The sequence below is a fragment of the Cytobacillus sp. EB106-05-05-XG126 genome, from assembly GCF_058791715.1.
Genome location: NZ_JBYTDU010000015.1, coordinates 38067 through 59281, shown reverse-complemented (window position 1 = coordinate 59281; position 21215 = coordinate 38067). Strand labels below are relative to the sequence as shown.

Here is a 21215-nt window from a genome sequence, read left to right as displayed (position 1 = left end):
GCTCGTTTGTCTTTTCGAAAAAGACTAATGATTTAAACGTTGACGTATTGTTCGTTCAGTTTTCAAAGATCAATCCGTCGCTCAAGGGCGACTTTATTATCTTATCAGATTCAATCATCTGAGTCAATAACTTTTTTTAAAATCTTTTTTTGTAAGTCGCTGTCTTGCAGCAACGAATATAAATATATCACCTCACAGGACAACATGCAATATGTTTTTATCTTTTTTATACGTAAAAAAGAAAGAAAAAATATTCCCATTATTCTGCCCCGGAAATCGCATTTTTTTGTATTCCTTCTATAAAAGAAAAAAGACAGAGCACGCATTGTACTCTGCCTTGTTTTATAATATTTTAACGGTGACGCATTAACGGGAATAACAGTACATCTCTAATAGAAGGTGAATTTGTCAGCAGCATGACAACCCGATCGATTCCGATGCCCAGTCCGCCTGTTGGCGGCATGCCGTATTCAAGAGCTTCAATAAAATCATCATCCATCATATGAGCTTCATCATTGCCCTCTTCACGTTCTTTCAGCTGTGCTTCAAAGCGTTCGCGCTGATCAATTGGATCATTCAGCTCAGTGAAGGCATTTGCATGTTCACGGGCTACAATAAATAATTCAAAACGATCAGTAAAGCGCGGGTCTTCGTCATTTTTCTTCGCAAGCGGCGAGATTTCAACAGGATGTCCAAAGATGAATGTCGGCTGAATCAATTTCTCTTCAACCTTCTGCTCGAAGAATTCATTAACAATATGACCATATTCCATATTGTCTTTGATTTCAACACCATGCTCCTTCGCAAGCTGCTGGGCTTCTTCCTTACTTGTTTCTTTCCAGAAGTCTACCCCAGTGTATTCCTTAATGGCATCTACCATATGAAGCCTTTTCCATTCAGGCTTTAAATCCACTTCGTACTCGCCGTATTGCACAGTAGTTGTTCCAAGCACCTCTTGAGCGATATGGGCAATAAGGTTTTCAGTCAGGCTCATGATATCTCTATAGTCAGCATATGCTTCGTATAATTCAATCATAGTGAATTCAGGATTGTGCCGTGTAGAAACACCTTCATTACGGAATACCCGGCCAATTTCATATACCTTTTCAAGGCCGCCCACAATCAGACGCTTCAGATGAAGCTCGATCGCGATACGCATATAGAGTTCCATATCCAGCGCATTATGATGAGTGATAAATGGACGTGCAGATGCTCCCCCTGCAATGGAATGCATCATAGGTGTTTCAACTTCAAGGTAGCCATGGCTGTCAAGGTAGCGGCGCATGGATTGGATAATGCGGCTTCTCGTGACGAAAGTCTTTTTGCTTTCCTCACTCATAATGAGATCCAGGTAACGCTGACGGTAGCGCTGCTCAACGTCCTTCAGCCCGTGGAACTTATCCGGCAGCGGACGCAGGGATTTAGTCAGAAGGACAAATTCTTCCGCTTTAACAGACAGTTCGCCTACTTTTGTTTTAAAGAGCTTGCCGCTGATCCCGACAATATCTCCCAGGTCAGCAGTTTCGAAGATGGAGTAGCTTTCTTCTCCAACAGCATCTTTGCGGACATAGATTTGAATTTGCCCTGATAGATCCTGTACATGGGCGAATCCGGCTTTCCCTTTTCCGCGCTTTGTCATAATGCGGCCTGCCAGTGTAACAGAAATATCCTTTTCCTCAATTTCTTCCTTCTCAAGCTCACCGTAATGCTCAATTAATTCATTGCTTTGGTGTGAACGGTCGAAACGTTTCCCGAAAGGATCCATTCCCTGTTCGCGCAAGCTGCTCATTTTCTCGCGTCTTACTTTCAACTGGTCATTTAATTCTTCATGACTCTGGCTCACTGAAATCATCTCCATTTTGTAAATCTTTTTATGTACGCACAATTCTGCGGTCCTTCAAAAATGTATATCTCTATTATTTTACACAATGCTGGCAAATCAGACATCCTAAATAGTTAAATAGAATAAAAACTGCCAGTTCATGCACTGGCAGTTTCCATTTATCAAAAGTATTATAGGCAAAGAATGTCAGCCTGTCAAACTTTACGCAGTTATACAGCCTGTATCTGGCTTCTTTCTTTTTCTTCTGCATCAATGACAAGAGCGTTAAGAACGCCCGCCAATTCTTCTCTTGTATTGGATTCATTGATTCCATTGCGGACCTTCGCATTGCCGCGGATTCCTTTCAGGTACCATGCAGCATGCTTTCGCATTTCGAGTACAGCGATATGTTCACCCTTTAATGAAATCAGGCGGTCCAAATGGAGGATGCACACATCCATCTTCTCTCGTACAGAAGGCTCGCCCATTAATTCACCCGTCTCAAGGTATTTGACTGTACGGTAAATCATCCATGGGTTCCCCAGTGCAGCCCGTCCGATCATGACACCGTCACAGCCTGTTTCATCCAGCATGCGCTTGGCATCCTGAGGTGTTTCCACATCACCATTTCCGATTAGCGGAATGTTAATGTTCTGCTTTACTTCGCGGATAATATCCCAGTTCGCTTGACCTTCATACATCTGGACGCGCGTCCGGCCGTGAAGGGCTACAGCTTTGCCCCCAGCGCGCTCAACCGCCTGAGCGTTTTTAACAGCGTAGATGTGATCTTCATCCCAGCCCATCCGCATTTTTACGGTAACCGGCTTTTCAACAGCGGCTGTTACAGCAGAAACCATTTCATAAATTTTATCCGGGTCAAGCAGCCACTTGGCACCCGCATCACATTTGGTGATTTTAGGGACAGGGCAGCCCATGTTAATGTCGATGATATCCGCATTCGTATTTTGATCTACAAATTTCGCCGCTTCTACAAGCGTCTCTTTTTTGCCTCCGAAAATCTGCAGGCTTAGCGGCTGTTCTCTTTCATCAATATAAAGCATGTTCATCGTCTTTTCGTTCTGGAGGACAATGCCTTTGTCGCTGACCATCTCAGCACATACAAGACCGGCACCGAATTCTTTCACAGTCAGACGGAAAGCGGAATTGCATACTCCGGCCATTGGAGCCAGTACCACACGGTTTTTCAGCTCGATATCACCTATTTTGAACATAATTGCACCTCCCTCTGTAATTATTCAAACTTATATATTAATCCTGCTCCTGTCTGGGAGCCAATTCTTCCTGTGTCACTTTAAGCGCCTGAGCGATCTGCTCGATTAAAGCCGGTGCAGGCATGCGGTTTCCTCTTTCAATTTCACCTAAAATTGAAACCGATACACCGAGCTCTCTTGCAAATCCTTCTTGTGTAAATCCTTTTAGCTTTCGAAAAGCGCGAATACGTCTTCCCCATTTTTCTGCTTCCATATCCGTACTCCCTCTCTGTCAGGTATATCTTCCAGTATTGAAATTAAAGGCCGCTCCATCTTCGGAAGCCTGATGCTGGAATCAACCTCTAAAAGAGGAACAAGGACAAACGCTCTTTCATGCATCCGAGGATGAGGAACTATTAGCTTCTCTGTTTCAATATTTTCGTGACTATACAGCAAAATGTCAAGGTCTATTGTCCGCGGGCCCCAATGGATTTCCCTTTTTCTCCCAAGTTTCAATTCGATATCAAGGCACGCATCCAGCAATTCGAAAGGATCTAAGCCGGTAGAAATTTGGATTGCCATATTCAGAAATTGTTCTTGATCTTCATAACCGACCGGATCTGTTTCATAAACAGATGAAGTATTTACCACTTGGGTTTGCGGAAGCTGATCAATCATCTCAACTGCTTTCTTCAAGTGGTCAAACCGGCTTCCGATATTTGAGCCAAGCGCAATAAAAGCGGTGTTCCTCATGATCTGCCTCTCGTAATCTCGACGGCTACCGACTGATAGTGGCCGGGAATAGGCGGATCAGGCTTGATCACTTTGACCGTCAGCTGCAAAATAAGCGGGAACCGGGAAAGTAGTTCTGCTGCCAGCTTTTCTGCTACAGCTTCAACCAGCTTATAGGGCTCCCCTTCCACAACCTCTTTGCACACTGCATACAGCTCGCCATAGTTGATGGAGTCATCAAGATTATCGGTTTCCCCCGCCTTTTTCAGGTCTGCTTCGACAGTAAGGTCTACAGCAAAGCGCTGGCCAAGGCGTGTTTCTTCCGGAAAAACACCATGGAAGCCATAAAACTCCATTCGGTTCACATAAATTTTATCCATTGTATTCACCTTTTCCCATTAAAGCGTCCATCATTTTAGCCATTCGGCTCATTTCCTTTACATCATGAATGCGGATCATCTGGCAGCCCTTTTGGATGCCGTAGCAAACCGTCGCTCCCGTTCCTTCTGTCCGCTCCTCAACCGGAAGGTCCAGAATGGTTCCGATCATCCGCTTCTTCGATGTGCCAAGCAGAACAGGATACCCGATGGCCACAAGCTTGTCCAAATCCCTCATCATTTCGAGATTATAGTTCAAGTCCTTAGCAAAGCCGATGCCCGGGTCAAGGATAATATTCTCGTCTTTAACACCTGCAGACTTTACAAGCGCAATGCTTTCGTACAGGTCATTCATAACATCGCGGAAAAAGGATGTGTATTCCATATCCTTGCGGTTATGCATTAAGATGATCGGCGCTCCCGTTTCCGCTGCGGTTGATGCCATTTCAGGATCCGCTTTGGCTCCCCATACATCATTGATGATATGGGCCCCGGCTTCAATGGCCTGCCTGGCGACTTCAGCTTTATAGGTATCAATGGATATCGGAACATCCACTTCTTTTGAAATTGCCTCGATAACAGGAAGAACACGTCTCAGCTCTTCATCTGCAGGTACCGGATCGAATCCCGGACGGGTTGACTCTCCGCCGACATCGATGATATCTGCTCCGTTTTCAACCATCTCCAAAGCATGCTTGACGGCCAAATCCTGATGACTGTATTTGCCGCCATCCGAAAAGGAGTCAGGCGTTGCATTTAAAATTCCCATTACAATGGTTTTCTTCCCGTAATCTAGCGTATATGGCCCACACTGAATTGTTGTTTTAGACATTCTGAATCCTCCTACAGTTCATTCCTGCTCCATAAGTGTTCACAGTTGTTTTCATAGTGCATCTGGAGCTCCGATGTTTTCTTCCCGGAAAACCCTGGCATTGAATGGCCGTCAAACGAGGAGATTGGCACAATTTCCTGGATGGAGTTCGTGACAAAAACTTCATCCGCATCTCTTACAGCTTCTGGTCTGTACAGGCCTTCCTCCACATTCATCCCCATCTTTCCGGCAAGCCTGATTACAAATTCCCGGGTAATGCCGTTTAGTATGCCGGTATGAAGAGACGGGGTAAATAAATGGCCATCACGAATCCAGAATAAGTTCGAAGTGATTCCTTCTGCCAGGTAGCCATCCCTGGTCAGGAAGATCCCTTCTATGCCTGGATCGTCCCCCGCTTCCTTTTTAGCCAGAATGTTATTTAAATAATGGTGGGACTTCAGACGTTCGGCCCCTTCAGGTGTATTGCGGGGAATCTCAAGCATCACTGCCTGCTTTTCTGCGCTTGCACTTCTTGGCGGAAGCGGTTTGCAGAAAATAATCGTATTCGGGTTTTTGTACGAATCTGTCTGCAGGCCAATCTCCCCGTTACCCGCTGACACATTCATCCGGATATAGGCATTATGGAATCCGTTTTTTCCGAGCAGCATATCCAGCGCTGCGAGCACCTGTTCCCTGGTATAAAATGCTTCGATATTTATCGCTTTAAGGCTTCGGTTCAGCCTCTCCAGATGATCGTCCAATAAAAAGGGATGCCCATTATAGACACGGAACGTCTCAAACAGCCCCATTCCATATAAAAAGCCATGATCAAAAGGAGAGACCCTGGCCTCCTCTTTCCTGACAATTTCCCCATTCATATAAATATACAAGGTTTACAGCCCCTCTGCCTGCAGTGAAGCTTTGTAATGCTGAATAAAATTCTGAAGGAGTTCCTTTCCGGCCGTGGTCATAATTGACTCAGGGTGGAATTGGACACCTTCTACAGGCAATTCCTTATGGCGAATGGCCATAATCTCTCCCTCAGCTGTCCATGCTGAAACCTCAAGACATTCAGGAAGTGTTTCCTTTTTGACAATCAGCGAATGGTAGCGGGTAGCAGGAAAAGGGTTGGGCAGGTCTTTAAATATAGACTTTCCATCATGAAAAATGTCAGAGGTTTTTCCATGCATCAGACGCTCTGCCTGCACCACATCGCCTCCGAATACTTGAGCAATTGACTGATGTCCAAGACAAACGCCAAAGACCGGGATTTTGCCTGCAAAAGCTTCAATGGCTTTCAGGCTGATGCCTGCTTCATTCGGGCTGCACGGCCCCGGAGAGATCATCAGGAACTTCGGCTGCATACTGCCTATTTCAGAAATCGATGTTTCATCGTTTCTTTTGACAACCAGCTCTTCGCCTAATTCACCGAGATACTGTACGAGATTATACGTAAAAGAATCGTAATTATCGATCATATAAATCATAGCTGATCCCCTTTTGCCTGTTCTGCGAGTTCTTTTGCTTTCCAAAGAGCAATTGCCTTTTTCAGCGACTCTTTGTATTCATTTTTCGGATTGGAGTCAATAACAATGCCTGCACCTGCCTGCACATGGGCCTGTCCATCTTTCACGAGCATAGTGCGGATGATGATATTCAGCTCAAGATCACCGCTGAAATTGATCCAGCCAAGAGAGCCGGTGTATGGTCCCCTTGTGACGGGTTCAAGCTCTTCAATGATTTCCATGGTGCGCACCTTAGGGGCACCCGTAATCGTTCCCCCGGGAAATACAGCATCAATGATATCAACTGCATTTTTTCCTTCTGCCAGCTCGCCTTTTACATTGGAAACGATATGCATCACATGTGAGTATTTTTCAATGACCATGAACTCATCCACTTCAACTGTCCCATATTCGCAGACTCTGCCCAGGTCATTTCTCTCCAGGTCAACCAGCATTACGTGCTCTGCACGCTCTTTCTCATTTTCAATCAGTTCACTGGCGAGCTTGAGGTCCTCCTCATGATCCTTCCCCCGGGATCTTGTCCCGGCAATCGGCCGCGTGCTGACGGTGTTTCCTTTTTTCTTAATCAGCAGCTCCGGTGATGCGCTCACAAGCTGGTATGCAGGTGTGTGGAAATACCCCATGTATGGAGACGGATTTAACACCCTCAGCTGCTCGTATACATCCATAGCCTGAATATGCATCGGGCGGCTTTGTCGTACCGAGAGATTCACCTGAAAGACATCTCCCTGTGAAATATATTCCTGAACACTCCGGACAGCAGACTGGAATTCTTCTTCGTTCATGGATACACCGGGTGTTTGTTCTGCCGGACTGCATCCCGCTTTCTTAGAAGGCTCTCCACTCTCATTCTTCCATCTCTGCTCCCAATTATCTGCCCGTTCCTCGATCGAGTGCTCTTCCCCTTTTTCATATAAGAATAGAAGCCAGAGCTGTTCTGTTTCATGATCAAAGACAAAGCAATCTTTATAAATAAAAAAGTGGATATCAGGTATTTGCAGATCATCCCGGGCTTCATCTGGAAGCTTTTCGATATATCGTGCGTAGTCATAGCTGATGAACCCGATTGCACCTCCCTGAAAGTCAGGAAGTTCTTCAAGCTTATCTGCATTATATTGATTCAGCCATTCCTGCATCAGGTGAAGGGGGTTGCCTTCGAGCACCTGCTTTTCCCCGTCTGCAGTGATTTCAAGCTGTGAATTTTTGCCTGTTAAAATGGCTTCCGGCTCAAAAGCTGCAAGACTGTACCTGCCGCCCCGTCCGCTTTCAAGTAAAACATGATGCGGCAATCCCTCAGACAGCGAGCGGTATGTGCGGAAAAACCGGTTATATGTGTATGGTATTTTTTTTGCATGGATCTGAAGATGCTTCACTAAAAGTCACCCCTATATATTTCTCTTTTTTCATCATACATGATACGGGGCATGCTTTCATAATTTTTATTACACAAAAAACAGCGGCCATCAGAGACCGCTGTCTTATCAATTATTCAGCTTCAAATTGGTATAAAGGAGTACTTAAATAACGTTCGCCGTTACTTGGGAGAATGGCCAGAACTTTTTTGCCCTTGCCAAGCTCTTTAGCGACCTTCAGTGCCGCACTGATCGCCGCACCAGAGGAAATTCCTCCAAGGATACCTTCTTCCTTGGCCGCACGGCGGGCATAATCAAATGCCTCATCGTTCGCAATCTGGATTACTTCATCATAAATCTTTGTATCCAGTGTATCCGGCACAAACCCCGCTCCAATGCCCTGGATTTTATGCGGGCCCGGCTTTCCGCCTGATAGGACAGGTGAATCAGTTGGCTCCACTGCGTAAATTTTGATGTTTTTATATTTTTCTTTAAGCACCTGGCCGGCTCCTGTAATGGTTCCGCCTGTTCCGATTCCGGAAATGAAGGCATCCAGCTGGTCGCCCATTTGCTCTGTAATTTCAGGTCCAGTTGTTAAACGGTGAACTTCAGGGTTCGCAGGGTTTTCGAACTGCTGAGGAACGAAATAGCCATGTTCCTTTGCCAGCTCCTGCGCCTTGCGGATCGCACCGCCCATTCCTTCCGGTCCAGGTGTGAGGACAAGGTCAGCCCCGTAAGCACGCAGCAGATTGCGGCGCTCCATACTCATTGTCTCCGGCATCACAAGAACGGCTTTATAGCCTTTGGCTGCGGCAATCATCGCTAATCCAATTCCTGTATTTCCACTTGTCGGTTCAATGATGGTATCACCTGGTTTAAGATTTCCATCTTTCTCTGCAGCCGTAATCATTGCCAGGGCAATACGGTCTTTTACGCTGCTCCCCGGATTCATGTACTCCAATTTTAGATAAACATCTGCGCTATTATCATCAACTAGACGGTTTAGTTTCACAATTGGCGTATGGCCAACAAGATCTGAAATTGAATTTGCTACACGTACCATTTTCCCCACTCCTTATTTCCGACTATTTTTATTGGTTTAATCTAAATTTACCAATTTCCAATGGGAATGTCAATGAATTTGACTGCCATTTAAAAGAAAATTCATACTTTTGTCATTATAGATAAGTACCCATCTCTATTCATGATACTCAATTTATGCAGAAAAAAACACGGAATTCGCTCCGTGTTTTTATATTTACTGCTCACCGTAAAACCATTCCACATCCGTCTCTTTCCAAAATGGCTTGGCAGAGACAGGAACATCCATCTGCTCAAGAGCTATCTGGCGGCGAATCATGTTCTTTACCTCTTTAAAGGAATACTTTTCTCCCTTTAAATGCTCATGAAGCATGACAACAGCATAGCCATCTTCTGTTTTAACCGGTTTAGTCCATTTGCCGGGCTTCAGGTCTTTGACCTGTTCCAGTACTTCTGCCGGTATGTGCTCATCATCTTCACTGACATACCCTGCATTTCCCCCAAGGTTGGCAGTGAATTCATCAATGGATCGCTCCATCGCCAGCACAGAGAAGCTGGAGCCTTCTTCCAGCTCCTTCACTGTCTGTTCTGCTTCTTCTTTTGTTTTTACAATGATTTGAGAGATGTGATAGGTGTCAGGAATATGAAATTGGCTGCTGTTTTCTTCATAATAGCTCTTCATTTCCTCTTCTGAGACAGAGACATCAGCCGTCAGCAGCTCTTCAAGAATAAGATTGTTCTTGATTTGCCTGCGCCATTTGTCTTCACTCATCTCTTCAGTGAAATTGCCGCCATACATCGTCTTGACCATTTTCAGCTCAAGGTCTACTGCCTTATCAGAGATTTTCACCCCGTATTTTTCCCCGGCTTCTTCAATGACCTTCTGATCAATTAATTCGCTTAAGGTGCTTTTTCCGTACTTCGTTTCCATCTCACTCATCCAATCCTGGCGAGTGATTTTTTCTCCGCCGATTTTGGCTACTGCTTCCCCGCTGCCATCGCCTTTAAAAAGCAAAAAGGCTAATGTGATAAGATTCAGTAACACTAAACCGGCAATGATCATTAAAAGCTGTCTCTTTTCCAAGTGCTCCTCCCCCTAAGAAAAGCGCAAGCACCATCCCCTCCTCGACACTCGAGGAGGCAGGCACTGAAGCTGGACATTTCTCTAAGTTCAAAAACAAAAGCGTTTGGCCCCGGCCTAAAGGGCAGACCTTTAGGAGACCGGCAAACGCTTATTTTATCACTTTACTTCGTTTTTTAATTCTTCCAGTTCTTCTTTTGTATAATGATATTTCTCGTTGCAGAAGTGGCAGGAAGCTTCAGCCTGGCCGTCTTCATCGATCATCTGCTGGATTTCGTCTTCACCGAGGCTGATAATCGCATTGGCAAAACGCTCTTTTGAACATGTGCAAGTGAAGGATACTGGAAGCTTCTCGAGGAACTTCACATTATCTTTGCCAAGAATCGTTTCCAATAGCTCTTCAGGCGTTAAGCCCTGCTGAATCAATTTGGATACAGGCGGGATTTCTTTCAGTCTGTTCTCAATTAAAGTAATCGTCTCTTCATCTGTTCCCGGCATAAGCTGAAGAATGAATCCTCCAGCAGCAAGAATAGAGTTATCAGGATTAACGAGAACCCCCACTCCAACGGATGAAGGAACCTGTTCAGAAGTAACGAAGTAATAAGTGAAATCTTCCCCAAGTTCTCCCGAAACCAGCGGGACCTGTCCTGTGAAGTGTTCTCTCATTCCAATGTCCTTCACGACCGTCAGGGTCCCTTCAGTGCCGACCGCACGGCGCACGTCAAGCTTGCCCTGCTCATTAAGGTCGAAGTGCGTCTGCGGGTTTGTTACATATCCTCGAACCTCTCCATTTGCATTGCTGTCTACCAGAATGGCCCCAATTGGGCCGCCGCCTTCGATTTTGATCGTCAGTTTGTTATCGCCCTTCAGCATGGCACCCATCATCACGCCTGCCGTCATGGCTCTTCCTAAAGCAGCTGACGCGGTTGGCCATGTATAATGTCTGCGCTGGCCCTCTCCAACTGTTTCGGTAGTGCGGGATGCATAGGCACGGACTTGTCCATCATATGCAAGTGCTTTTACTAGATAATCGCTCATTTTTTGCTCCTTTCCACGAAAAGCGCAAGCGCCTTGCCCACCCCCAATACCCTCAGGGGGGCAGGCTGCTTGCGCTAGACAATTTTCGAAGTTCAAAGTTTAAATCCTTGTTATCTTTCAGAGAAACTGCTTTATTGGCAGCAGCTTTTTAATCTTACTATTTTTTTATGTTCTCCATATTTCGTTTATAAATAATCTGCAGGCCCTTTAAAGTTAAAAATGGATCCACAACATCGATGATATCCGACTCTTGAGCGATGAGCCCCGCAAGGCCTCCCGTGGCAATGACAGTCGGCTTTTCATCTGCCTGATCTTTCATTCTTTTTACTATACCTTCCACCTGGCCGACGTAACCATAAAGAATTCCCGCCTGCATGGCAGATACTGTATTTTTGCCGACAATATGATCAGGACGGGCAATTTCTATTCGTGGAAGCTTCGCTGCACGGGAATAAAGAGCCTCTGTTGAAATCCCGATTCCCGGGGCAATGGCGCCGCCCATATATTGTTTATTTTCATTGATATAGCAATAGGTAGTGGCTGTCCCAAAATCGACAATAACTAACGGGCTTCCATATTCATGAATGGCCGCTATAGCATTGACGATGCGGTCTGCCCCCACTTCTCTCGGGTTATCATACTTGATGTTTAAGCCTGTCTTGATGCCAGGACCTACAACAAGAGGCTTCACATGGAAATATTTCTGGCACATTCTTTCAAGCGAAAACATGATTGGCGGCACCACTGAGGAAATGATAATGCCATCTATATCTGAAAAGGAAAGATTCTCATGCTCAAACAGAGACTTCACAATCATTCCATATTCATCTTCTGTTTTATTCCGGTTGGTTTCAATTCGCCAATGATGCTTTAATTCATCTTGGTCATAGACACCCAGAACGATATTCGTATTCCCTACGTCGAAAACAAAGATCAACATTCTCACCACTTTATGATTATTTAAATGAAGTTTTATTTTTGGCTCTTTTTCAAAGATTATTGTTTTTTGCCTATGAACTCAGCCCGTTCATCTCCGCTCCAGGCACGCAGCGAACCCGCGGGGAGGAATGCGAGCCTCCTCGGCTTCGCCTGCGGGGTCTCACACTTCCCTCTCCTCCCGCAGGACATTGAATAGGCTTCCTCGATTGAACACCGCACGAAGGAAATGCGTCAGCATTTTCGAGGATCAAGTGCCTTCCGCTCCAATCAACTCAGAGGTCTAATTAAGTTACATGCCCAAATAACAATAAACCTTACGAATACAGCCTTATTTTTTCACTGAAAACATCATATCACAACTGCTGTTGTTTCGTGTAATCGAAAATTCCGGGGGTCTTGGAATTGATGTTTTCCGGCAAAAAAAAAGCGCCCCTAGAGGCGCTTTTCGATTATTATTTGTCTTTGCGTTCTTCGTCGATGGCAGGTGGCACATCCGCTTCTGCGGGGCTTGAGCCTTCCCTTGTTTCAGGGATTTCGCCTGTTTCAGCAGGATCCTCTTTCTTGATGCTGATGTTTACTTTCACATCTTCATCCGTTGAAATGGAAGTTGCTGAACGGTCAGGCAGTCTGCCGTGGTCTGATAAGTGCTTGATTTGTTCCGCATCAAGCGTTTCAACTTCAAGCAATGTATTTGCGATCAGATTCAGCTTATCTCGGTTTTCTGTTAAGAGCTTTCTTGCTCTTTCATATGATTCCTTGATAATGCGCTGAATCTCAAGATCGATTTCATATGCGATTGCATCTGAATAGTTCTGTTCATTATGGAAGTCACGTCCAAGGAATACCTGGCCGCCCTGAGACTGTCCGAACTGCAATGGTCCAAGCTTGTCGCTCATTCCGAATTCGGTTACCATGCGGCGGGCAATGCCTGTCGCACGCTGGAAGTCATTATGGGCACCTGTGCTTACTTCACCGAAGACGATTTCTTCAGCCACACGTCCGCCAAGCAATCCGACAATTTTGTCGAGAAGCTCAGGCTTCGTCTGGAAGTAGCGGTCTTCTTTCGGAAGCATTACTGCATATCCTCCGGCCTGGCCGCGCGGCACGATTGTAACCTTATGAACCATTTCTGCTTCATCAAGCACTAAACCGATGACTGTATGACCTGCTTCATGGAAAGCAACGATGTTTCTTTCCTTCTTAGAAATAACACGGCTTTTCTTAGCGGGACCAGCAATTACACGGTCTGATGCTTCATCTAAATCTGTCATGTCTATCTTTTTCTTATTTCGACGGGCTGCGACAAGGGCCGCCTCATTCAATAAGTTTTCTAAGTCTGCTCCTGAGAAACCAGGTGTACGCTGTGCAATAGCCTTTAGGTTGACACTCTCATCAAGAGGTTTATTGCGTGCGTGTACTTTAAGTACAGCTTCACGACCTGTTACATCCGGGCGGTCAACTGTAATCTGTCTGTCAAAACGTCCCGGACGCAATAATGCCGGGTCAAGAATATCCGGACGATTAGTGGCAGCAACGATGATAATTCCTTCGTTTGCTCCAAATCCATCCATTTCAACGAGAAGCTGGTTAAGGGTCTGCTCGCGTTCATCATGTCCGCCGCCTAGGCCGGCACCACGCTGGCGCCCTACAGCATCAATTTCATCGATAAAAATAATACAAGGCGCGTTCTTTTTCGCATTTTCGAATAAGTCGCGGACACGGGAAGCACCCACACCGACGAACATTTCAACGAAATCAGAACCGCTTATAGAGAAGAACGGAACGCCCGCTTCACCGGCAGCTGCCCGTGCAAGCAAGGTTTTACCTGTTCCCGGAGGTCCTACAAGAAGAACCCCTTTAGGAATTCTTGCTCCCAATTCAGCAAACTTGCGCGGGTCTTTAAGGAACTCAACGACCTCAACAAGCTCCTGCTTTTCTTCATCGGCGCCTGCAACATCTTTAAAGCGCACTTTCTTTTTGCTTTCATCATACAGCTTGGCTTTGCTTTTGCCGAAGTTCATCACACGGCTGCCTCCGCCCTGCGCCTGGTTCAGCAGGAAGAAGAATAGTATGAAGATGATGATGAAAGGAATGATTGACGTAAAGAATGTAACCCAGCCGCTTGTTTCCTTAGCCGGCATAACATCGACATCCGATGTCTGGGCTAATTGATCGACACGGTCAAGGATATTATCATTGTTCATGATATAAGTCAGGAAGTATTTGCCTTCCTCATATCCCTCAAGCTGACCCCGTACTTCAAAAACACCTCTCTCAGGCTGAAGGGAAATGGACGTAATATCGCCGCTTTCCAAGTGATCAACAAATTTATTATAAGAGATGTGCTCCGTTGGTTCATTGTTGCCGTTAAAGAAGCTGACAACTCCAATAATGACTAAAAATATTAATAAATAAAAGATGGTATTCCGGAAGATCCGATTCATCCCTTACCTCCTCCCACGGTAAACAAACTATAGTGTATAGTATCATAGAAAATCGTGCCAATACAAGGAATTAGACTTCTTAAAACCGGGTGATTCTTGTTTCAGTAAAGGGCTTTAATCCAAGATCATACTTAGGATTTCCTTAATCGTTATTGCTGTATACTTCCGGCTTAAGCACTCCAATATATGGAAGGTTGCGGTACTTTTCCGCATAATCAAGGCCATAGCCGACTACGAACTCATCAGGAACAATAAATCCTACATAATCCGCTTTGATATCAGCCTTTCTTCCAGTTGGCTTGTCAAGCAGTGTTACAATCTTAATGCTTTTCGCTTTTCTGTAGCGGAACAGCTCAACCAGATAGCTGAGTGTCAAGCCGCTGTCGATGATATCTTCAATGATCAGAATATCTCTGCCTTCAACAGAAGTATCAAGGTCTTTCAGGATTTTCACTTCTCCTGAAGAAACCATTGAATTCCCATAGCTGGATACATCCATGAAGTCCATCTCAAGATATGTATCCACACGCTTTAAAAGGTCGCTCATGAATGGCATTGCCCCTTTTAAAACCCCAATGGCAAGCGGGAATCGGTCCTGGTATTCTTCAGTAAGTTCAGCAGCAAGGGATTTAATCTTATCCTGCAGCTCCTCTTCCGAAATCAGTACTTTTTCAATATCATTTTTCATCATTTATTGTGCCCCCTAGAAGATCATTGCTTTATGTATTTTAAAATAATATAACTGGTGCAGAATTGCTGCTGCCTATCATCATGCGATTTCTTCAAACCAGGCACCCATAGAATCCTGCCTTGTGCATCTGTCACGATTGGCCAGGTTTTCCGATCATGCAGCGGTATTTTATGATCGATGAAAATATCCTTAATCTTTCGGGAACCCTGCATTCCTTTAAGCGTCATGCGGTCTCCCTTTTCTCTCGTCCTGATGATGATTGGAAAATATTCACCTTCCCTGTCCAGTACCAGGGTTTCATTGTTTAGATTTCCTTCAGGACAGTCAGCATATTCAAGAATAATCGATCCGCCGTTTGGGAGTTTAATGCTTGCAGGTTTGAAGATTTCATATCGATAGGATTGTACAGGTTCCTTCGGGAATAAAAAGTGGCATTGCCGGTAGGAGCGTACAATATGTAAACCGCCTGGAAAATCTAAATTTCCCGATGGATGAGGACTTTTCATTAAGGAAAAAATACTCTCTATATGAGATGCCGATAACGATGCCGGCCTTTCCTTATAAAGATAGTTTAATATTAGTTGAATCCCTCTCCTTTGTAAAGGCATTGGCATTGCCTCAAAAGCATCGATATCCACACTAATTTCCTCATTGGCATTCTTTTTCATTACTGTATTCATTTTATGGACGGTTAATTCCTGCAGATATGCTTCATCACTTTGCAAATCTTCACTGAATTTTTGAAAATGCTCATGCACCTGGGGATTTTCTTTTCTCAGGAATGGGAGCACTTCCTGCCTGAAGCGGTTCCGGCTGTATATGCCTTTTTCATTGCTTGGATCCCGCCGGGGGTTCAGGTGTTCTTTCAGGCAGTAGCTTTCGATTTCCGCTCTATTCAAGCACAGAAACGGGCGGATGATCGTATAATCACCAAACAGACGCGTAACGGGGATACCTGCTCTTGCGCTGCCTGCGCTTCCCCTTGTGAGGCGCATTAAAATGGTTTCAACCTGATCATCACCATGATGCCCAAGCGCTATATAGTCTGCCCCATATTTCCCGGCTATTCTTTGATAGAAGCTGTAGCGGCAATCCCTGGCAGCTGTCTGTGAACTCTTCCCGGACTTCTCCATATACTCAGGCACATTCACTCTTTCCATTTCAAATGGAATAGCTTTGTCCCTGCAGTAATCCCTCACAAACATGGCGTCCTGAAGCGATTCTTCACCTCTGAACATATGATCGACATGTGCGGCAATCAGTTCTGTCTGATACTGCTGCTGTCTGCTCCAAAAATAATGGAGCAGGGCGATGGAATCCGGCCCTCCTGATACACCGATTACTATTTTCTTATTTTTTAAATCCAATCCCTTTTTCTTAAGGAAAGCACTCACTTTCTCTTCGAGCATAGGCTTCTTCCTTATCCAATTTAAATATATTTATTACTACCCCTGCAAAAGGCAGGATAATCCTTCCTACAGAAAAGCATATCATTTTTAAAGGGTAAATATCAAAAGGGATTAAGCTTATAATACGGATCACCGAAAAGAAAGTTTCATTTCTTTCAAATTCAAAGCAGCTGCCCATAAATATATAAGAAATATAGCACGGTTACAATAAGGGTGATGAGCAGAGTTTCAAAGAAGCTCCCTTTCTGTTTTTTCTGCCTGTGCATTTGCCTGCTGGCAGGCTGAGTGCTGGCGGTTTGTCCGGGATTCCTGCTTACCTTGCTCCTTTGCGCCGGGTTTGCACGTGTGAGCTGGAGCATATCATTTCTCATTTCACCAGCTGAGCTATACTGGCCCTGCAGAGCATTCAGGATAACATCTTCGTATTTCAGCAGTTCTTTCTTTTGGCGGACCATCTGTTTGAGCTGTTTAAGGTCACCAGTTGTCTTGGCAAATCTTTTAGGATAGGCCGTATTGATTAATACCATGGCTGCAGCAAAAAGATCATAAGCAGGATCAGCCTTTCTGGTCCCCATCCCCCAGTAGCCGCGATCATAAAACTCGGTGAATTCCTTTATTGCCCTGCCCTGAATGGTGGTACCGCCCACATCAATGGTGCGTATTTTCGATGGAGGGCCTGTTACGATCAGATTATCCGGCTTTAAATCACCGAATACCCAGCCCGCTTTATGCAATGCATCCAGATCGTTCAGGAGCTGTACAATTAAAACACCGGTCCAGGATGGCCCCTTTTGCTGTATGAATGTCAGCAAATCAGGACCCTGTATATATTCCATTACATAGAATGAAACCTTACCGCTCCTTCGTTCCCAATCATCGACATCAAGCAAAGAAGGCCCGAGGGCAGAGCCTTGGACCTTTGCAAAGGATTTAAGGACGTTCACCTCGGACGTGATGGACATCCCGTTATCACTCATTTTCAAAGCAACCTGCTGATTTTGGTTTTTGGCGAGATACACAATCCCATTAGCACCATACCCCAATTCCTTAATAATGGTATATCGGCTGCGGTGCCACTTTCCTTCAATCACAGTACCAGAGCTTACTTTACACTGACTCTTCAAAGAATGATTCATCATCACGGGAAAGCAGACTCCTTAATGAACGTTTTTTCTTGAAATGGTTTAGTGCCTCATGAATGGCCGGGCCTGTTGGCGTAATTCCGCCTGTTGTCAATTTCGAGAATATGCTGGTCAGCGATTCAAGATTCGGTGTCCAATCCAGCAGTTTTTCGACATCTTTCTTTTTCCCGGGAAATACGAATACAGAAAAGCGGTTATCACCAGAGCGGGCATTCAGGCTCAAGGATAGATCCAGCAGGGCCTCCTTAACGGTCGGGAGCTTATGTTTCATACTTGCACTGGTATCCACGAGGACAAGCACCTCAAGCTCGACAGTCTCACCCAATTCATCCACAACCTCCATCACTTCGCCGCGCTGGTCAGGCGGGAGGTCCTCCATCGTTTTTGCGCCGCCCAGGATCTGCTGGAGCTCTTTATTGACCACTCCCTGAAGTGTCTGGGTCATGGCTTTTCTCGTCACCATCTGTACCGTCTGGGAAAGCTGCTGAGAGTAGACTACCTGACTGACTCCGCCTCCTGACATGGCGATTCCTTCAATTTCGTTCATTCCCTGTTCATCAATGACATCCTGCTCCATGACTCCGATGACATTCACGGTTATTCCCTGCTCTTTGGCGAGAGCTGCCATGGCAATGGGATCTTCACCCTGATTTGAACAGCCATCCGTAATCAGTAAAATCTGCTTCAGTGTTCCTGTTTTCATTTGAAACTCCCCTCCACATATGAGTTGTTAGCATTTTCGACTGAAAGGAGGGGATTTATACATATAAACATGTCTCGATGAGCAAATTAATCAGTTGGCCTTTTGGCGGATGGCATGTACAGGGATGCTTGTCCATTTCGGTGTATTATGCTTAACCTTTGAGACCACCACTGTCATATCATCCTCTATATTTCCGGACCTTGACCTGATCACCTCTTCCATAATCAGATCGGCCACTTCCTGAGGATCATCCGTCTTCAGCTCGGAAATCTTGCGCTTCATCCACAAATCAAAATTCTCCACATGCTTCGGCCCTTCAAACACGCCATCACTCATCATGATCAATAAATCGCCGGCTTTGAGCTGCTCACTGACCACATCGACATCAAATTCCTGAATGATGCCCATCGGCAGGTTGCTGGCCTGAATTTTCATGACCTTAGGACCTCGTTTTACGAAACTTGGGGTTGATCCAATTTTCAAAAATTTTGCGTCAGCATTCTGCAGATCAATCATGGCCAGATCCAGGGTGGAAAAAATTTCGTCTGTGGTTCGTAAAGATAGAACGGAATTGACGGATTTAATAGCAACCTGCTCTTCAATGCCCGATTGTAGAATTTTCTGCAATAGCTGAAGTGTCTCCTGGCTTTCTGCATGGGCCCTTTCCCCATTGCCCATTCCATCACTGATGGCTATCGCATACTTTCCGCAGCCCAGCTCGATGGTGGAATAGCTGTCCCCGGACACTAAGCCGCCGTCCTTCGCAGCATGGGCCACGCCTGTTTCAACCACGAATGCCTTGGCTGAACGGAATGTGACATGGCAGTATCCATTCGGAAACGCGGCACATTCCTCTGAATTTACTAATATCGTTTCTCCCAAAATATCAGATAGCATCGGTGCAATGAGCTTTTCACATTCCCCATGTCCCTGGCAGTAGGGAATAGTCATATCAATGTCGACATTTCCCTGCTCCAGGCTGTAGATTTCCACCTGCTCGATATGAATGCCAAACTCCTGAAGCGCTTCAAGGATCTGTTCTTCCTGTTTATGATGATTTTCCCGCTCTCTCTGAATTTCCTTGGCAAAGTCACCCATCACCTCCGAAACACCCTTAAGCTGGTCGGCTACCAGCCTCCTGCTTTCCTGAACCTGTTTCTTCAGTCTTTGGTTCGCTTTATAATAAGTCAGCTCCTGCTGAACGGCTTCTGTCACTTTTTTCGATCTTGTGCAGTACTTTTCCCAATCCCTCGCAAGCTTTGGAGAAAGGGCACCTTCGTTGTTGTCCACATCATGCATAATATCCATCATATAGTCATAGGTTGTATTAAAGTTCTTTGACCAGCAGTGATCCTTCTTAAAGCAGGTCTGGCAGGTTTTTTCCGTTACATTGCTTAAGAAATAATCCACTTCCCTGTCACTGTCTTCTTCCCATTGGGACGGTTCATCATGGGAGGAAAAGCTTTTGGAAAGAGCCTGAAAGACGCTCGAAAACTGGGCAACACGCTGTGCCGTCACATCACGCATTTTTCTCATATATTGCTGCTGTTCTGCGGCATATTCAGGTGTTCCCGGGATGTGCTTGGCCAATTTCAACGTTAAAGCCTGCGGGGTTAGTAAAAACAAAAGAATGGCTGCACCTGTTTCTGACAGAGTTTTCATGAGGTTTCCGCTGCCCTCTCCATACATGCCCATCAGGAGTGTCGCAACCAAAAGACCGAATGCCACACCAAACTTCCTGCCTTCTTTCAAAAGGCCGCCTAAAAGGCCCGCAAAAGCAAGCAGACTCATATGATAAAAGCTCGATATATTCGCAAGGGAGAAGATCAGTCCGGTTACCACCCCGACTGTCGAACCGACTGTAGCTCCTGCCACAAAGGCGAAGAGCAGGACCAGGTAGCGTGACATAATATGCTCCACCGAAAGATCATATACCGTCCAGCCGATCGTTCCCGTCATGACAGAAGCCAGCATAATGATCAGGCAGACGATTTCTTCGGTTTTCAGTGATTGTCTGCGTTTATTTATGGATAGAAGCGGCAATCCCTGCAGAAAAATAAGCGTCAGGATGAAACCAAGGCTTGATTCGACACCGGCCATCATGCCATCATATAAAGCCAGCTGGCCCTTCATAATGAAGGCCTCCAGGAGCTTGCCTGCCAAGAGAGTGAAAAATACATAAAAAGGCAGTGCCCTGATTTCATTAGACAGCCATTTCTTTGAGACCCGGAATGCAAATAAAAAGATGAAGGTAATTCCAAAAGCGGATAACGCATTAGATATGGATAATGTGGCGGCGCCAGCCATTAATCCCACCAGTGCCAGGGGCGCCTTATCTCTTCGTATGAAATATACCGCTGCAAAAAACGGAAGGCTAAATGGGGTAAGCTTCGCCAATATCAAGGCTCTTCCAAGCAAAAAGCCAATGATCAGCAGAACATAGCCTTTTTTCAGAAAGAAATTCTCCAGCCCTGATTGGAGCTTTTTTAAGCCTTTGGCAATATCCAGTTTCGGTTTGTTGAAGGGCACTTCCCCGATCGGCTCCATTACATTCCTTTCTACCTTTTCCATTAAACTACACTCCCCATATTTTTATCGTTGCTGACAATTATAAAATCAAGCGCTCCAGAAGTTTGTCAAAATAGCGGACAAGCCCTGGCTTTTCGTTCGACGGTTTTCCACTATATATTGGGATAGATAACAAGATTTAGAATGGAGCTTACTGAGGTTCAGCTTAGTTCTGACAAAAAAAGTAAACAAACCGTTGGAATAACAGCTTTCTGCGAAAAGCGAAGCATGGAAGAAATTGACGAAGAGGCAAGGGAGATTTACGACATATTTCTTTTAATATCTTATTGACTTCCTTTTTAAAAATTTGTATTATAAATCTTGTGCT

General features: G+C 45.2%; 19 protein-coding genes. All 19 read right to left on the bottom strand.

Annotation, left to right across the window (positions count from 1 at the left end):
• Positions 1 to 352 precede the first annotated feature (352 nt).
• Complete coding sequence (gene lysS / locus AC3WTL_RS22240) at positions 353 to 1852, bottom strand: lysine--tRNA ligase (RefSeq protein ID WP_197212430.1); 1500 nt, start codon at positions 1850 to 1852, stop codon at positions 353 to 355.
• A gap of 200 nt (positions 1853 to 2052) precedes the next feature.
• Positions 2053 to 3054, bottom strand: coding sequence for a tRNA dihydrouridine synthase DusB (gene dusB / locus AC3WTL_RS22235; protein WP_492370057.1), 1002 nt, complete (start codon positions 3052 to 3054; stop codon positions 2053 to 2055).
• 37 nt (positions 3055 to 3091) lie between these two features.
• Positions 3092 to 3307 carry a helix-turn-helix domain-containing protein gene (locus AC3WTL_RS22230; protein ID WP_048008796.1) on the bottom strand — a complete coding sequence of 72 codons (216 nt, stop codon included), beginning with the start codon at positions 3305 to 3307 and terminating at the stop codon, positions 3092 to 3094.
• The gene (gene folK / locus AC3WTL_RS22225) at positions 3259 to 3786 is read right to left on the bottom strand and encodes a 2-amino-4-hydroxy-6-hydroxymethyldihydropteridine diphosphokinase (RefSeq protein ID WP_197212413.1); all 528 of its coding nucleotides are present in this window, start codon (positions 3784 to 3786) and stop codon (positions 3259 to 3261) included. The genes AC3WTL_RS22230 and folK overlap by 49 nt, the downstream gene beginning before the upstream one ends.
• Entirely contained in the window at positions 3783 to 4145 is a 363-nt protein-coding gene (folB, locus tag AC3WTL_RS22220; RefSeq protein WP_492370056.1) for a dihydroneopterin aldolase, read from the bottom strand. The genes folK and folB overlap by 4 nt, the downstream gene beginning before the upstream one ends.
• Positions 4138 to 4974 carry a dihydropteroate synthase gene (gene folP / locus AC3WTL_RS22215; RefSeq protein WP_197212409.1) on the bottom strand — a complete coding sequence of 279 codons (837 nt, stop codon included), beginning with the start codon at positions 4972 to 4974 and terminating at the stop codon, positions 4138 to 4140. The genes folB and folP overlap by 8 nt, the downstream gene beginning before the upstream one ends.
• Before the next feature lie 11 nt (positions 4975 to 4985).
• Entirely contained in the window at positions 4986 to 5843 is an 858-nt protein-coding gene (pabC, locus tag AC3WTL_RS22210; RefSeq protein ID WP_492370055.1) for an aminodeoxychorismate lyase, read from the bottom strand.
• A gap of 3 nt (positions 5844 to 5846) precedes the next feature.
• Positions 5847 to 6440, bottom strand: a complete 594-nt coding sequence (pabA, locus tag AC3WTL_RS22205) for an aminodeoxychorismate/anthranilate synthase component II (RefSeq protein ID WP_048008791.1) — start codon at positions 6438 to 6440, stop codon at positions 5847 to 5849.
• On the bottom strand, positions 6437 to 7852 hold the full coding sequence (gene pabB, locus AC3WTL_RS22200) for an aminodeoxychorismate synthase, component I (protein WP_252220548.1): 1416 nt from the start codon (positions 7850 to 7852) through the stop codon (positions 6437 to 6439). The genes pabA and pabB overlap by 4 nt, the downstream gene beginning before the upstream one ends.
• A gap of 112 nt (positions 7853 to 7964) precedes the next feature.
• Positions 7965 to 8894 (bottom strand): cysteine synthase A, encoded by a 930-nt coding sequence (gene cysK, locus AC3WTL_RS22195; RefSeq protein WP_492370054.1) that lies wholly within the window; start codon positions 8892 to 8894, stop codon positions 7965 to 7967.
• A 195-nt stretch (positions 8895 to 9089) separates the two neighbouring features.
• Positions 9090 to 9956 carry a peptidyl-prolyl cis-trans isomerase gene (locus AC3WTL_RS22190; protein ID WP_248349339.1) on the bottom strand — a complete coding sequence of 289 codons (867 nt, stop codon included), beginning with the start codon at positions 9954 to 9956 and terminating at the stop codon, positions 9090 to 9092.
• Between the two features lie 156 nt (positions 9957 to 10112).
• Complete coding sequence (gene hslO / locus AC3WTL_RS22185; protein ID WP_048008787.1) at positions 10113 to 10991, bottom strand: Hsp33 family molecular chaperone HslO; 879 nt, start codon at positions 10989 to 10991, stop codon at positions 10113 to 10115.
• Positions 10992 to 11148: 157 nt separating this feature from the next.
• Positions 11149 to 11928 (bottom strand): type III pantothenate kinase, encoded by a 780-nt coding sequence (locus AC3WTL_RS22180; protein WP_163145274.1) that lies wholly within the window; start codon positions 11926 to 11928, stop codon positions 11149 to 11151.
• Between the two features lie 454 nt (positions 11929 to 12382).
• Positions 12383 to 14374, bottom strand: coding sequence for an ATP-dependent zinc metalloprotease FtsH (gene ftsH / locus AC3WTL_RS22175; protein ID WP_048008786.1), 1992 nt, complete (start codon positions 14372 to 14374; stop codon positions 12383 to 12385).
• A 142-nt stretch (positions 14375 to 14516) separates the two neighbouring features.
• Positions 14517 to 15062 (bottom strand): hypoxanthine phosphoribosyltransferase, encoded by a 546-nt coding sequence (gene hpt / locus AC3WTL_RS22170; RefSeq protein ID WP_175609168.1) that lies wholly within the window; start codon positions 15060 to 15062, stop codon positions 14517 to 14519.
• A gap of 23 nt (positions 15063 to 15085) precedes the next feature.
• A complete protein-coding gene (gene tilS / locus AC3WTL_RS22165) occupies positions 15086 to 16474 on the bottom strand; it encodes a tRNA lysidine(34) synthetase TilS (protein WP_197212396.1) in 1389 nt (462 codons plus the stop codon).
• 161 nt (positions 16475 to 16635) lie between these two features.
• Positions 16636 to 17613: a serine/threonine protein kinase PrkT gene (gene prkT / locus AC3WTL_RS22160; protein WP_457990135.1), complete on the bottom strand. Its 978-nt coding sequence runs from the start codon at positions 17611 to 17613 to the stop codon at positions 16636 to 16638.
• Positions 17582 to 18319, bottom strand: coding sequence for a VWA domain-containing protein (locus AC3WTL_RS22155; protein WP_163145270.1), 738 nt, complete (start codon positions 18317 to 18319; stop codon positions 17582 to 17584). The genes prkT and AC3WTL_RS22155 overlap by 32 nt, the downstream gene beginning before the upstream one ends.
• 90 nt (positions 18320 to 18409) lie before the next feature.
• Positions 18410 to 20890 (bottom strand): stage II sporulation protein E, encoded by a 2481-nt coding sequence (spoIIE, locus tag AC3WTL_RS22150; protein WP_492370053.1) that lies wholly within the window; start codon positions 20888 to 20890, stop codon positions 18410 to 18412.
• Positions 20891 to 21215: the final 325 nt, after the last annotated feature.

Bases quoted from the DNA above. Each gene is read 5' to 3' on its own strand.
- lysS (WP_197212430.1), bottom strand. From the start codon at position 1,852: ATGATTTCAGTGAGCCAGAGTCATGAAGAATTAAATGACCAGTTGAAA.
- dusB (WP_492370057.1), bottom strand. From the start codon at position 3,054: ATGTTCAAAATAGGTGATATCGAGCTGAAAAACCGTGTGGTACTGGCT.
- AC3WTL_RS22230 (WP_048008796.1), bottom strand. From the start codon at position 3,307: ATGGAAGCAGAAAAATGGGGAAGACGTATTCGCGCTTTTCGAAAGCTA.
- folK (WP_197212413.1), bottom strand. From the start codon at position 3,786: ATGAGGAACACCGCTTTTATTGCGCTTGGCTCAAATATCGGAAGCCGG.
- folB (WP_492370056.1), bottom strand. From the start codon at position 4,145: ATGGATAAAATTTATGTGAACCGAATGGAGTTTTATGGCTTCCATGGT.
- folP (WP_197212409.1), bottom strand. From the start codon at position 4,974: ATGTCTAAAACAACAATTCAGTGTGGGCCATATACGCTAGATTACGGG.
- pabA (WP_048008791.1), bottom strand. From the start codon at position 6,440: ATGATTTATATGATCGATAATTACGATTCTTTTACGTATAATCTCGTA.
- cysK (WP_492370054.1), bottom strand. From the start codon at position 8,894: ATGGTACGTGTAGCAAATTCAATTTCAGATCTTGTTGGCCATACGCCA.
- hslO (WP_048008787.1), bottom strand. From the start codon at position 10,991: ATGAGCGATTATCTAGTAAAAGCACTTGCATATGATGGACAAGTCCGT.
- ftsH (WP_048008786.1), bottom strand. From the start codon at position 14,374: ATGAATCGGATCTTCCGGAATACCATCTTTTATTTATTAATATTTTTA.
- hpt (WP_175609168.1), bottom strand. From the start codon at position 15,062: ATGAAAAATGATATTGAAAAAGTACTGATTTCGGAAGAGGAGCTGCAG.
- tilS (WP_197212396.1), bottom strand. From the start codon at position 16,474: ATGCTCGAAGAGAAAGTGAGTGCTTTCCTTAAGAAAAAGGGATTGGAT.
- prkT (WP_457990135.1), bottom strand. From the start codon at position 17,613: ATGATGAATCATTCTTTGAAGAGTCAGTGTAAAGTAAGCTCTGGTACT.
- AC3WTL_RS22155 (WP_163145270.1), bottom strand. From the start codon at position 18,319: ATGAAAACAGGAACACTGAAGCAGATTTTACTGATTACGGATGGCTGT.
- spoIIE (WP_492370053.1), bottom strand. From the start codon at position 20,890: ATGGAAAAGGTAGAAAGGAATGTAATGGAGCCGATCGGGGAAGTGCCC.